This window comes from Psychrobacter sp. UBA6291, assembly GCF_002439405.1.
Taxonomy (GTDB): domain Bacteria; phylum Pseudomonadota; class Gammaproteobacteria; order Pseudomonadales; family Moraxellaceae; genus Psychrobacter; species Psychrobacter faecalis.
On sequence record NZ_DJUD01000002.1, the window covers coordinates 1 to 12985 of the forward strand.

A 12985-nucleotide genomic window follows, 5' to 3' on the forward strand; every position below is an offset into this window, starting at 1 on the left:
TTTCGAAGTTGAGAGTGGGGTAATAGTTTCCTTTTTCCTATAAGTTCAATATATTACTCGACAACTTGTATGAATCTAACGTATTGCGACAAGGAGTGTCTAGGCGGTTATTGTGTGCAACGTTGCAGGTACACAGCAAATTACTTGAAATATAAACCATATCTAGGATAATTGGGGTATTCACTTTTAACCAATAAGTAAATTTATGCAACTGATTCCTGCTCCTGCTGGCATGCTCGAAGTCGACGCGCTATGGCAACAAGACAATCCTAAAGATGCGAATACCGATACAGTGGCGCTGCTTTGTCATCCCAATCCGTTATTTGAAGGCACAATGAACAATAAAGTGGTCACGACCATGTATCGTTTTGCGCGTGATAGCGGCATGCATGTGGTACGTTTTAACTTTCGCGGCGTTGGCCAGTCAACCGGCGAACACGACTACGCAGATGGGGAGGTAGTCGATGCGATGACCGTGCTACAATGGATTGCAGAGCAGACCAACGCTCGTAAGCTATGGCTAGGTGGCTTCTCCTTTGGTGGTTATGTGATAGCGCGCGTCGCTGAGCAAATCATGGTATCGCCGCACATTTGGGGATTGAGTGATTTTGAAATAGCAAACGTCGCGCTTATCGCACCCTCCGTTGAAAAAAACGCCACCGATGATTTGAGCTTACCGATTGAGAAAACCTTTGAGATATATGGCAATGAAGACAATGTGGTTACGCCTGCTAGCATGCAGGAGTTTGCTGAGCGTCTCGGTCTGCCGGTTAGTATCGTTGATGGCGCTGGGCACTTTTTTCACGGACGTTTATCTGAGCTTAAAAGTTTGTTGGAAGAGCATAGTTTTGGGTCCAAAGATTCGCAGTAAAACCAGCTGATGTCTGAACCAATTTACCTAAGCATACTGTTAGTTTTTTATATTTATTTTGTCTAATGATGAGTCGTATTATGAGTTTATCTCCTTTGCAACGTTATGAGCAAGCCATTAGCACTGATGAGTTTACTCGAGATGAGCAGCAATATCAGGCAATGAGCTATTTAGATGGGTTGTATCATCAGCTCAATGATAGCGTGGCGCAAAAAAAAGGCTTTTTTAGCTTTCTAAAATCAAAACCTGCTGCACCCAAGGGCTTATATATGTGGGGTGGGGTAGGACGCGGTAAAACATGGATGATGGATATGTTTTACGACTCTTTGACCATTGAGCGTAAGATGCGCCAGCATTTTCACCACTTTATGCAGCGCGTCCATCAAGAGCTAAATAATCTACAAGGTCAAAGCGATCCGCTAGAAAAAGTCGCGGATATCATTTATGCAGAAGCAGTGATTATTTGTTTTGATGAGTTTTTTGTCTCCAATGTCTCAGATGCGATGATTTTAGGTGATTTGTTTACCATGCTGTTTAATCGCGGCGTGACCTTGGTCGCTACATCAAACATTGAGCCAGCAGGGCTTTATAAAGATGGTCTACACCGTGATCGCTTTATGCCAGCCATTGCCGAAGTTGAGCGTCACACCACAGTGATGAATATTGACTCTGGTATTGATTATCGCCTGCGTGTCTTACAGCAAGCGGAGTTATATGAGTCGCCGTTGACTAAGGCCAATCATCACTGGCTTGCCAACCGTTTCGCTAGCTTGTCTAACAATCAAAAAATCAGCAACGCGCCTATTACCATCAATGGTCGCGAAATCAAAATCAATGCCCGTACCGAAGATATTTTATTTTGTGACTTCCGTCATTTATGTATGGAGCCGCGCTCAGCGTCTGATTTTATCCAAATTGCCAAAGAATTTAGCACGGTGTTAATCAATTCTGTGCCCGCTTTAGATGATGATTTGCGTGATCCGACCCGCCGTTTTATTTATCTGGTTGATGAGTTTTATGATCGCCGCGTCAAACTATTGGTAAGAGCAGAGCAGCCAATTCTCGAGCTTTATCAAGGACAAAAATTGGCCTTTGAGATTGAGCGTACACGTTCACGCCTGCTTGAAATGCAGTCAGAGGACTATTTGCGCATGGATCATCGCATCGAAGGCTCAGAAGCGGCGTAAGGCATATCGCTAATGCAGTTGCATAATAATAAATAAGGATAAAATATGAATAGTTCTGAAAATAATATGGATAACGATAACGATAACGATAACGATAACGAACTGAACAGTAATAGCGAAGAAAATCAAGCCGAAAGCCCGAGAGGGGTAAACGCACAAGTAACCAATGAACAGCTGATTAACTGGATTAAATCAAGACGTAGCATCGGCAATCTGAGCATTCCGGCACCGACAGAGTCTCAGATTAAAGCAGCTATTGACTGTGCGGTTACCGCTCCTGATCATAAAAAACTGCGGCCATGGCGCTTTATCGTCACTCAAGGTAATGCGCGTCATGACTTGGGCCGGGCCTTTTTAGCGGCTGCTGAAGCACAAGCGGCGCAAGCGGGCGAAGAGCTGTCTGAGAAATCACGCAAGAAAACCTACAATATGCCGCTGCGTGCGCCGGTTATTATTACGGTCGTTACCCATATGCAAGTGCATAAAAAAGTGCCACCTTTTGAGCAAATGCTCAGTGCGGGCGCGGCAGTGCAAAATCTTATTTTAGCGTTACAAGCTCAAGGTTTTAGTACGGTTTGGCGTACGGGTTTATTGGCCAATGAGCCTGCCGTTAAAGCTTATTTTGGCGTTGGCGCAGATGATTATGTCACGGCTTTTGTTTATACTGGCAGCAGTCCGTGCGATATGCCCACGCGCAAGCCGATTGATATTGAGCCATTATTGCGTTTCGAGTCATAGCGTCCAGACAGGTCTATGATTACAGCGATGTTTCAAAAAAGTAAGCGTTGCTATAACGTGATACAGCAAAGCAAAACAATGACCAAACTGGTCACGTTATTTCAATAAAATAACGGTTCTATATCAATAATTGTTGAAACATATCCTCAATCTCACTGTATACTCAGCACAAATTCTCATCATAATTCAGTCAGTCAATACGGATAAAATAATATGACCAGCGCTAATGATAAAAAGACAGATGCAAATATAGAGGACAGTCAAACAGACAATCAAGGTGCTGAAAAACAAAACAGTTTGCTATCCGGTATCATTGAGCGTGCCACCAAATCTGGGCTAGGGCGTAAGAAGTTAAATCCTAGCGCGGTTGAGTCTGCGGTGGCAAAAAACATGGCAGAAATCCATAACAATCCAACCAAGCTGCGTTTGGCATTTTTAGGTGGCGGTAGCTTTGGTACGGCGATGGCAAACTTGGCTGCCCGCAATGGCTGTGATACCACGCTGTGGGTACGCAACAAGCGTACTGTTAAGGCAATGGCAAAGACGCAGACCAATAAAAAATACTTGCCCGGTTATAAGCTTGATGATCGCCTCAAATACAGTCATGATTTACAGGCGGCGGTCAAAGATACCGATATTGTATTCATTGCTGTCCCAGGTCTCGCGTTTCGCGAAACCCTAAAAAGTATCGCGCCCTTTATTAGCGGACAATCTATTGTCTCTTTAACCAAGGGTATGGAAAAAGATACCTTTGCGTTAATGAGTGATATTATTAAAGATGAGCTACCGGAAGTAAATTTTGGCGTAATGTCAGGCCCAAACCTTGCTATAGAAATCATGAAAAATATGCCGTCTGCTACGGTGATTGCTAGTGACTCTGAGCCGCTACGCCATGCGGTACAAGCAGCGCTGCATAGTGCTTTCTTTAGAGTGTTTGCCAGTGATGATGTTCGCGGTGTTGAGCTTGGTGGCGCGCTAAAAAATATTTATGCCATTGCCATGGGTATGGCGGCAGCTTATGAAGTGGGCGAAAATACCAAAGCCATGATATTAACGCGCGGTTTAGCAGAAATGAGCCGTTTCGGCGTCCATGCTGGTGCCAATCCGCTGACCTTTTTAGGTTTGTCGGGCGTCGGTGATTTATATGCGACTTGTAGCTCAGAGCTGAGCCGCAATTACCGTATTGGTAATATGCTTGGTCGCGGTATGACCATTGATGCGGCGGTCAAAAAATTGGGTCAAACCGCTGAAGGCGTCAACACCATTCAGCAGGTACATGAAAAAGCCACCAAAGAAGGCATCTATATGCCGATTACCCATGCGCTTCATGCAGTCATTTATGAAGACAAAGCGGCACTTGGCGTTGCTTTACATCTTATGGAAGCAGGCTTCCGTAGTGATGTTGAGTTTGTCATGGAGCATGACCATAGTAATGCGGCACTAACGGCGCAAATGCAAACAGCAAGCAAGACTAAGCATAAAAAAGACGAAAATAAGTAAAGCGTTTAGCAGAATGTAGCTATTTCATTGTTAACATTACTTTATCATCAAAATAGTCAGGTAAACGTAACACACAAGGTGGTTAAGATTATGAAAATTATCTTAGTACGTCATGGTCAAGCAGAAGATGGGACGCGCCCAGACAGTGCACGGCAGTTGACAGATTTTGGTCAGAAACAAGCGGCGGAAACGGCAGAATATATTACCACTCATTATCAACCTGATTGTTTTGTTGTGAGCCCTTATAAGCGGGCGCAGCAGACGCTGGCAGCATTACAGTTACGCGCTCCTAACGTGCCCTCACAAATACAAGAGAATATCACGCCGTCCGACGATGCCCATCAGGCGCTGATCGACATTGGTAATGTTGAAACGGAGTGTCTGGTGGTTGTCTGTCATATGTCTATTGTTGCTCATATCGCTGGCCTGCTGACGGGTGATTACCCTGAATCGTTTGCTTTAGCAGAAGCGCGCGTGTTTGAGATGGATTTTGTGCTGGCGGGTATGGCAACCGAGATAGACCGCTTTGTTCCAGAACAACCTTATTAGTATCAATCATACACACGCTCATAAGACATTTAAATGCTTGCTAGACCATAGCTTTAATAAATGACAGCTTCAATAAGCAAAGCAATGACTCTAAAGAACAGCTTGGATAATTAAGGACACATTTGGTGTTACATGTTTGGTTAAGAGCGCAGCACAGTCCTCTAGCGGTCTGGCACGAAGACATAAAACAATGGCAATTGGTCGACGGCTGGCAACAGCTACATGATATCTATGGTAGCTATAAAACCAATAGTCAAAAATCGGTTTGTCTGTATTTCCCATCAAGCCATGTCTTACAAGTAGAGTCTGAGCTAAATACGGCTCAGCTTAAACAATTAGGTATGAGCGGTAAACAGTATTTATTTGAAGAAACTTCTCTGACGCCGGTTGAACAATTAGCCATTCGCCAAGTGACTGAAAATACCAGTCATCATCTCTATGCTTTGGCTCAAAGCGATATCGAAGCATGGCAGCAAAGCGCCAAGCTTGCTGGCATGAACATCGTAGCATTATTGCCTGATTTTTTATTACTGCCAACGCCAGAAGAGGGTGCAGGTCAGCAGATTGTATTGTACCAAGATCAGCAAACCATGCTGCTACGCCAATCCTTACATCAAGGTATGGCAGTCAGTTACTTGCCTTTAATCTTTGAGCGTTTTCCGCATTTAAGCGAAGTGTTGCTATTGCCAGCTATTGATGATGCTTTTGTAGATTCTAGCCACGTGGCTGATAGGGTTAATGAGCCTGCGTTCGATGATATGGATTTAACCAAGCATGAAACTACCGTCAAAGCATCTTCTCAAACGATGGCAATGATTGCCGAGCATCAATTATTATTAACCACGCTACCAGTTGCGCCTAAACCGCTTGAAATTCCTGAACGTCATGCGCTGAACTTTTTTATTAAATCGACCGATTCGCAATTATCACCATATCTGCGGGTGGCGATGATGGTGGCGCTGTCAGCACTGATATTACAGATGGCGACCGATGGGGTACAATTCTACCAGTATCAGGCGGCAGCAGCAGCGACCAAAACTGAGATTGCCACCCAGTACCAGTCTTGGTTTCCTAATGAGCCGCTTAGTACGCGCACGAAATTGCAAGTGCAGTTGCAACCAAAACTGCGTAGTGACAGCCAAGCGCCTAACGCTCACATAGCCGTATTATCACGTATATCACCGCTGATTAAACAGTCGTCATTACGAGCGCAGGCGTTAATCATGCAGCCAACTGCGCTCAGCTTTACGCTGATTGCACCAGACCGCGGCAGTCTTGATCAATTTACCAATACGCTTGTCGCCCAAGGCTTAAATGCTAAGCTGGAACAAGTCAATGGCAATGAGCAAGGGCAGTTTAGTGGTCAAGTGACCGTTGATGTGGTAGAAAACAATAGTAGCGTTAGCAATAAAGGGTAACCATGAAAAGATTACAACGCCTCGCCAAACGCAGCACTATGGTGGCTGACCCTAAAAGCAGTGCATTATCAACGCGGATGAGTAGCTTTCAAAATGTCTTACTGACACGTTGGCAAGCATTGTCTGCGCGTGACCAATTAGCCTTACTGCTATTGTCGGCATTTTTGCTGTTATTTGTCGGTGGTTATGGCGGCTATAGCGTCCATCAATCAGCAAAAGCGAGCAAAAATGAGTATCAAAAGCAGGTTGCTGACTATTTTTGGTTGCGTGCCCAAGCTGGTAATATTGATAGCAATGCGTTAAATGCTACCAATTCAGCAGATGGCGCTGAAGCGATGCCGCCGGCTAGCCGTATCAGTGCGCTGTTAAATAACTCAGGGATTGCTGATGCGCAGGTCATTGCAGCAGGCGATGCGGTGCAGCTGAGCTTTACCCATCCAAGCCAAGCGGTGGTGAGTGGCGCACTCGGTAAGCTTGAACAGCAAGGTTGGCAATTTACCCAACTGTCGATGCAACAAGACTTGGTTACCAAGGCCATTCAAGTACAGGCGACCGTGACTTCTTAATATTTTTAGTCAATTATGTAAGAAAAATATTTAACCACGTTAACGCTTTAACAATTACCACATTGAAAACCTGATAATTTGCCACAATAAAAATAACTACAGACCACAGAATATAACGAGTGACAGCATGATAAATAATTCTAATAATACGATGAGTGATGATAAACGCCGCTCTTTGACGACATATAACCATATTACCTATTTGCTTTATGTGCTCAGCTACTTTACCGCTGGGCTATTGTGGATTGTGCCTATCTTTATGAACTATGCCAAACGCCGTGATGCTGATGGTACTTGGCTTGCCACCCATTTTGATTGGCAAATCAAGACATTTTGGTACAGCATTGTCCTATTCGTTATTGGGGTGCTTATTGTCGCCTTTGCCTTAGGCGGTTTTGGTGTCAGTATGTTCGCTGAAACCAACAACATTGCCATCGGCTCAGTATTATTGGCTATTTTAGGTTTTGTTATTATGGGCTTTACTTTTATTTGGCATCTGTACCGTATTGTACGCGGTTGGATTGCGCTTGCTGATGGCCGCCCAGTGCCTTAATCTGAGAATATGAATATCAATAAGTGGTAGATGTGGATAAAAATGCTGTCTGATAGGGGTTTCTTTACTTGGTTAAGTCAGTCAATTAACAGTATTAACGCTTATTTATTCGAAGGATAGGGCGTAATTTTCCTGATGAAACTTTGGTCTTATTTCAGTTAAGCTGATATAATCGCAGCGCTTGACCGCATTCGTTTTTCTTATTCATTCTTTCTTTTCAAGCAGGGTCTGTCATTACTATGTCTTACGCCTTACTTCGCCCTTTTTTGTTTAATATGGACCCCGAGCACGCGCATGAGATGACCTTGTCTTTATTGGATAAAGCTCATAAAGCGCGTGTGTTGGGCTTAGTATATGGTCAGTCAATGCAGCCAACCGACTGTATGGGCTTACAGTTTGCCAATCCTGTTGGGCTTGCCGCCGGTTTGGACAAAAACGGCGATTATATCGATGCATTAGCAGAGTTGGGTTTTGGTTTTATCGAAGTGGGTACGGTCACTCCAAAACCGCAAGTTGGCAATGATCGACCGAGACTATTTAGAATCAAACAAGCCGATGCCATTATTAACCGCATGGGTTTTAATAACGAAGGCGTTGACTACCTGATTGAAAACGTCAAACGCTGTAAATACCAAGGCAATATCGGTATCAATATTGGTAAAAATGCTGCGACTCCGGTTGAAAATGCGGCTGATGATTATGTCTATTGCTTAGAGCGTGTCTATCCGCATGCGTCTTATATTACGGTCAATATCTCCTCGCCGAATACCAAAAATTTGCGCGACCTACAAAGCGGTGAAGCGTTAACCCAATTATTAGCTACCATTAAAAATCGCCACAATCAGCTGGCAACCGAATATGGTTTTTATGTACCATTGGTATTAAAAGTCGCTCCCGATTTAGAGCCATTACAAGTGGATTACATCTCTAAGCAGTTGCTGGACTTTGAGATTGATGGTTTGATTGCCACCAATACCACGTTGAGCCGCGTGGGTGTCGAAGATTTGCCCGATGGTGAGCAAGCAGGCGGCTTATCCGGTCGTCCGGTCAGCCACATTAGTACGCAAATTCTACAACAATTCTCTGACCAGTTGGGTGGTAAGGTCACGTTGATTGGCGTTGGTGGTATCGATAGCGGTGACAAAGCCGTCAAAAAAATTGAAGCAGGTGCAGATTTGGTGCAGCTATATTCAGGACTTATCTATAAAGGGCCGGGACTGGTACAGTCTTGCATTCAATCTATCGGTGGCTATTACGATGCGATGGAAGGTTAAGATTGTTAAAACTGCAAGCTTTTCACCTTCACTGAAGTACACCAAATAAGATGCAAATGAGGCAATAAACATGAGTGGTTTAGATATTGTAATTGCTGTGGTTGTCCTGATTGGCTTATGGCGTGGTTTTCAGGTAGGTCTGATTAAGACAGCTGTCGGTTTAGTCGGTTGGTTTATCGCACTTATTGCTGCCACGCGTCTGGCAGGTTCGGTCGCGCCGCAATTATCAAGTATGGTAGAGAATCCTGTTTTACAAATGGCGCTGGCGTTTTTAGTGATTGTGATTGCTATTTTAGCCATTATGCATCTGGTTGCGTTTGTGTTTTCTGGCGTACTTAAAACCTTACGTCTTGGCGTCCTTGATAAAATGGCGGGCGGGGGACTTGGCGCGGCAAAAAACGTGCTTATGGTTTTGGTGGTGCTTAGCGTCAGCGCGCCATTGTTGGTACAAATGCCGCAGTGGGAAACCTCAGTGCTCGCGCCTGAATTACTGCCTTATGCGCCCATGGGTAAAGAGCTGGTCTCAGATTTGTTTGGGATGGCATGGGATCAGGTCAATCAGTCTTAAGTTTATAGATCCAAAGGCATGCTAAGCACTTAAAAAAACTATTCAAGCGTCTTTAATATTCGTAAAATACACCTCTATTTATCATCATTAACTTGTCTTATGGATAATTAGCCTTATCTATTGTCCGTAAGACGTTATTCTCAGCAAGATCATCAGCATTGCGGCAAAAGATAGGCAAACATTTAAGACAACCTTATCAGCCGTTATTGTGTTATCAATGTGTGGTACAAAATAGGATACAACTATGTGTGGAGTCGTTGGGGTCGCAGCTCATGAGCCGGTCAACCAAATTCTTTATGATGCCTTAACCATGTTGCAGCATCGCGGGCAAGATGCGGCAGGTATTGTGACTTTACAGGATGGGCGTCTTTATTTACGTAAAGAAAATGGCATGGTACGTGACGTGTTTATGAACCGTCATATGCTAAAACTGGTGGGTAAGTTTGGTATCGGTCACGTTCGTTACCCGACCGCTGGTACCTCAAGTAGCGCCGAAGCACAGCCTTTTTACGTCAACTCGCCTTATGGTATTACCCTTGCGCACAATGGTAACCTAACCAATGCTGAAGGTTTGGCAAAATCTTTGTATCAAGAAGATCGCCGTCATTTAAACACCGACTCAGATTCTGAGGTGTTGCTAAACGTGCTTGCGCATGAAATGCAAAATATCAATAAAACCCACCCGACGCCTACGGATATCTTTGCAGCAGTGACAGCGGTTTATAGCCGTATTGAAGGCGCTTATGGCGTGGTTGCCATGATTACGGGTCATGGGTTGCTAGCATTCCGTGATCCAAACGGTATCCGTCCGCTGATTTTTGGTAAGCGTATGGCAGCTAACGGTGGCACAGAATATATGGTCGCGTCAGAGTCAGTTGCGTTGACAGGTTCAGGCTTTAGCATTGTCCGTGATGTCAAACCAGGCGAAGCGATCTTTATTGATTTGGACCATAAACTGCATACGCATCAGTGCGTTGAGCAAAAAGAATACACGCCTTGTATCTTTGAATATGTGTATTTTGCCCGTCCAGATTCTATTATGGATAATATCTCGGTTTATAAATCACGCCTACGTATGGGTGAAAAACTGGCTGATAAAATCCTTGCTGAATGGGGTGAGGACCATGATATCGATGTGGTTATTCCTATCCCTGATACCTCGCGTACCTCAGCGATGGAGCTGGCGCTAAAAATGAACGTCAAATACCGTGAAGGGTTTATGAAAAACCGCTATATCGGTCGTACCTTTATCATGCCAGGTCAGCAGCAACGTAAAAAATCCGTGCGTCAAAAGTTAAGCGCCGTACCGCTTGAGTTTAAAGGCAAAAACGTCCTTTTGGTCGATGACTCAATCGTTCGCGGCACGACTTGTCATGAAATTATCCAAATGGCACGTGATGCCGGTGCTCGTAAGGTATTCTTTGCCAGTGCTGCGCCGCCGGTTAAATATCCAAACGTCTATGGTATCGATATGCCAGTGCGTAGCGAGCTAATTGCTTCAGGTCATAGCGTTGAAGAAGTACGCGAGATTATCGGCGCTGACCGCTTGATTTTCCAAGATTTGGACGATTTGATTGAAGCAGTAAAAGATACCAAGCATAGCAAAGTTGAAGGCTTCGATTGCGCGGTATTTAATGGCTGCTACATCACTGGGCAAATCAATGAAGCGTATCTCGATCATCTACAAGAGCAACGTAACGACACCGCCAAAACAGGCAAAAAAGGCGTGCAAATCGTTGCTGATACCCCAGTCGATATGATGGGCGTAGAAGAGTTATAATAGAATAAGTAACTCAAAAATGGTAGTAAGTAAAAAGGCTGGATTCGTAAAGATTCTAGCCTTTTTTATTAGCACAAATAAACGTAGTCAGTATGAAATAAAATGATGAATAAACAGCCATAGGTGGCTGGTATAAATTTTCCTTGCTTACTGTTATCACAGAGGTTACGAAAAATTCATCCCAGCCGCGCTGTATCTTTTTTAGGGTCAATATACGCTATACACTAAATTTTTAATCAGCCTAAAAAACGCGTAAATAACCACAAAAAGCCATTAATCGCCGCGATACCGACGATCATGCTGACCAGCAATTGACGACTAAGATGATAGATAAGTAGCACCAATAATAACGCGCCAATTTGTGCCATAAATAAATGTACTTCGGCACTATTTAAGCCAGCTTGGAAGCCAGCATCGCCTGACAAACCTTGATAAGAAAGGCTGGTTAAAATAAGTAATACCATCACTGACAGCGGCAAGCTTTCATTTAAGCGATGTAGCCACGGCGTATCTAGCAGCTTCTTAGGTATTAAAGCGGGCAGGGCACGGGTAATAAAGGTCACGGCTGCCATCGCCAGTGTGGCAAGAATCAAATAACTACTGCTCATTGCTGCCTCCTTGCACACTGCGCTGTAACCAAAAACCACGCGCTAAAATCAGCAGCATACAAATCGTAATCGCTACTAATAACAACCAATTACTGGTAAAGAACGAGGCAATCACTAAAGCAATGACGGCAATACCAATGGGGAAATAGCGTTTGATACTTTGGAATTGCTCATAAGCCAAAATGGCAAACAGACACACCAAGGCAAAATCTAAATGCGGTACCAAGTCACTGAGCGCGCTGCCAATCATTACACCAATCGCACCAGCTAATACCCACCAACTTTGGTTAAACAAACTGATCGGCAATATGAGTGCTTGGCGCGACTCGTTTGGCAAACTGGTCATTACCGAAAACGTTTCATCGGTGAGGGCAAATAAACAGTAGGTTTTCGCTATTTTATTTTTTGGCAAATACTGCAATAACGGCATACCATAAAAGACGTGACGCAAGTTAATGGCGGCAATGTTGGTAGCAATATTTCCAATCGGTAGCCCAGCACTTAGCATCGGTAAACACGCATATTGCGCCGCGCCTGCATATAAGACTACACTTAGCATAATAGTCCCCCACACTGGTACACCGGCTACTTGTGCGAGCACACCAAAGGCAATCCCTGCTGGCAGATAACCCATGGCGACTGGCAAGCTTTTTTTAAAGCCTTCCGCCCAATCGTAATGATAGGCTTGATTTTGATTAATCTCATTTGATTGAGTAGTCACGTAATATCCTAATTTTTCTTACTTTTATGTATCGTTTATTATCTCTTTTGTGTATTAGATTAACACACCAAGTGCAACGCTAAATTATATTATAGAACACCTGATTGGGCGTCTTAAACCCTAAGCGTTTTCTTGGTCTGTTGTTTAGTTTATTCTCAATCATTTGAATGTCTTGATCAGATACCTGCCTAAAGTCACAACCCTTAGGCAAGTACTCTCTGATAAGGCCATTGGTATTCTCGTTGGTTCCTCGCTGCCATGACGCATAAGCATCGGCAAAGAAGAAAGGGCTAAAGAGCTTTTGTTTCACCTTCTTATGCTGAGCAAACTCTTTACCATTGTCAGAGGTAATGGTCTTAACCTGCAACCTCACTGGCGCTAAGAGTTCTATCATTGCCTGTGATACTTGCTGTGCTGTTTTATGACCCACACGCTTCATCTTCAGTAGCCCTGTTTTACGTTCAACGAGCGTGACAATCGCTTGCTTGTGATGCTGACCAATCACCGTATCCGCTTCCCAATCACCAATCCGCGTGCGCGCATCAACGATGGAGGGGCGCTCATGAATCGAGACTCTGTCATTGATACGGCCACGAGTTTCAGCCGTTAGACGCTGCCGATAAGGCTTGGCTTTACGTCTGAGACACTGCCA

General features: G+C 44.2%; 14 protein-coding genes. 11 read left to right on the plus strand and 3 right to left on the minus strand.

Features of this window, described 5'->3' with window-relative positions:
* The first annotated feature begins 205 nt into the window (after positions 1-205).
* The 11 genes from B3R91_RS00080 (at position 206) to purF (ending at position 11004) form a co-directional block, all read left to right on the plus strand.
* Positions 206-871, plus strand: coding sequence for an alpha/beta hydrolase (locus B3R91_RS00080; protein ID WP_286795672.1), 666 nt, complete (start codon positions 206-208; stop codon positions 869-871).
* An 80-nt stretch (positions 872-951) separates the two neighbouring features.
* On the plus strand, positions 952-2058 hold the full coding sequence (gene zapE / locus B3R91_RS00085) for a cell division protein ZapE (RefSeq protein ID WP_144297624.1): 1107 nt from the start codon (positions 952-954) through the stop codon (positions 2056-2058).
* 45 nt (positions 2059-2103) lie between these two features.
* The gene (locus B3R91_RS00090; protein WP_286795675.1) at positions 2104-2796 is read left to right on the plus strand and encodes a nitroreductase family protein; all 693 of its coding nucleotides are present in this window, start codon (positions 2104-2106) and stop codon (positions 2794-2796) included.
* A gap of 213 nt (positions 2797-3009) precedes the next feature.
* Positions 3010-4296 (plus strand): NAD(P)H-dependent glycerol-3-phosphate dehydrogenase, encoded by a 1287-nt coding sequence (locus B3R91_RS00095; protein WP_286795676.1) that lies wholly within the window; start codon positions 3010-3012, stop codon positions 4294-4296.
* Positions 4297-4386: 90 nt separating this feature from the next.
* The gene (locus B3R91_RS00100; protein WP_068408197.1) at positions 4387-4845 is read left to right on the plus strand and encodes a SixA phosphatase family protein; all 459 of its coding nucleotides are present in this window, start codon (positions 4387-4389) and stop codon (positions 4843-4845) included.
* A 125-nt stretch (positions 4846-4970) separates the two neighbouring features.
* Entirely contained in the window at positions 4971-6263 is a 1293-nt protein-coding gene (gene gspL / locus B3R91_RS00105; RefSeq protein WP_286795679.1) for a type II secretion system protein GspL, read from the plus strand.
* A 2-nt stretch (positions 6264-6265) separates the two neighbouring features.
* Entirely contained in the window at positions 6266-6829 is a 564-nt protein-coding gene (gene gspM / locus B3R91_RS00110) for a type II secretion system protein GspM (RefSeq protein ID WP_286795681.1), read from the plus strand.
* Positions 6830-6956: 127 nt separating this feature from the next.
* Positions 6957-7382, plus strand: a complete 426-nt coding sequence (locus B3R91_RS00115) for a DUF4870 family protein (RefSeq protein ID WP_191692050.1) — start codon at positions 6957-6959, stop codon at positions 7380-7382.
* A 239-nt stretch (positions 7383-7621) separates the two neighbouring features.
* Entirely contained in the window at positions 7622-8656 is a 1035-nt protein-coding gene (locus tag B3R91_RS00120; RefSeq protein WP_068408193.1) for a quinone-dependent dihydroorotate dehydrogenase, read from the plus strand.
* 70 nt (positions 8657-8726) lie between these two features.
* Entirely contained in the window at positions 8727-9224 is a 498-nt protein-coding gene (locus B3R91_RS00125) for a CvpA family protein (RefSeq protein ID WP_286795685.1), read from the plus strand.
* 244 nt (positions 9225-9468) lie between these two features.
* Positions 9469-11004 (plus strand): amidophosphoribosyltransferase, encoded by a 1536-nt coding sequence (gene purF / locus B3R91_RS00130; RefSeq protein WP_068408191.1) that lies wholly within the window; start codon positions 9469-9471, stop codon positions 11002-11004.
* Positions 11005-11240: 236 nt separating this feature from the next.
* Here the strand turns inward: purF and B3R91_RS00135 are convergent, their stop codons facing one another.
* From B3R91_RS00135 to B3R91_RS00145, 3 genes are all read right to left on the minus strand, one after another.
* Positions 11241-11612, minus strand: a complete 372-nt coding sequence (locus tag B3R91_RS00135; RefSeq protein WP_068408190.1) for an AzlD domain-containing protein — start codon at positions 11610-11612, stop codon at positions 11241-11243.
* Positions 11602-12333 carry an AzlC family ABC transporter permease gene (locus B3R91_RS00140; protein WP_286795688.1) on the minus strand — a complete coding sequence of 244 codons (732 nt, stop codon included), beginning with the start codon at positions 12331-12333 and terminating at the stop codon, positions 11602-11604. Before B3R91_RS00140 ends, B3R91_RS00135 begins: the two co-directional genes overlap by 11 nt.
* A 79-nt stretch (positions 12334-12412) precedes the next feature.
* The coding region (locus B3R91_RS00145; protein ID WP_286795690.1) for an IS30 family transposase at positions 12413-12985 on the minus strand (573 nt) is incomplete at its 5' end.

Excerpts from the sequence above, each read along its gene's own strand:
- B3R91_RS00095 (WP_286795676.1), top strand. The coding sequence starts at position 3,010 with ATGACCAGCGCTAATGATAAAAAGACAGATGCAAATATAGAGGACAGT.
- gspM (WP_286795681.1), top strand. The coding sequence starts at position 6,266 with ATGAAAAGATTACAACGCCTCGCCAAACGCAGCACTATGGTGGCTGAC.
- B3R91_RS00135 (WP_068408190.1), bottom strand. The coding sequence starts at position 11,612 with ATGAGCAGTAGTTATTTGATTCTTGCCACACTGGCGATGGCAGCCGTG.
- B3R91_RS00125 (WP_286795685.1), top strand. The coding sequence starts at position 8,727 with ATGAGTGGTTTAGATATTGTAATTGCTGTGGTTGTCCTGATTGGCTTA.
- B3R91_RS00115 (WP_191692050.1), top strand. The coding sequence starts at position 6,957 with ATGATAAATAATTCTAATAATACGATGAGTGATGATAAACGCCGCTCT.
- purF (WP_068408191.1), top strand. The coding sequence starts at position 9,469 with ATGTGTGGAGTCGTTGGGGTCGCAGCTCATGAGCCGGTCAACCAAATT.
- zapE (WP_144297624.1), top strand. The coding sequence starts at position 952 with ATGAGTTTATCTCCTTTGCAACGTTATGAGCAAGCCATTAGCACTGAT.
- B3R91_RS00090 (WP_286795675.1), top strand. The coding sequence starts at position 2,104 with ATGAATAGTTCTGAAAATAATATGGATAACGATAACGATAACGATAAC.
- B3R91_RS00080 (WP_286795672.1), top strand. The coding sequence starts at position 206 with ATGCAACTGATTCCTGCTCCTGCTGGCATGCTCGAAGTCGACGCGCTA.
- B3R91_RS00100 (WP_068408197.1), top strand. The coding sequence starts at position 4,387 with ATGAAAATTATCTTAGTACGTCATGGTCAAGCAGAAGATGGGACGCGC.
- B3R91_RS00120 (WP_068408193.1), top strand. The coding sequence starts at position 7,622 with ATGTCTTACGCCTTACTTCGCCCTTTTTTGTTTAATATGGACCCCGAG.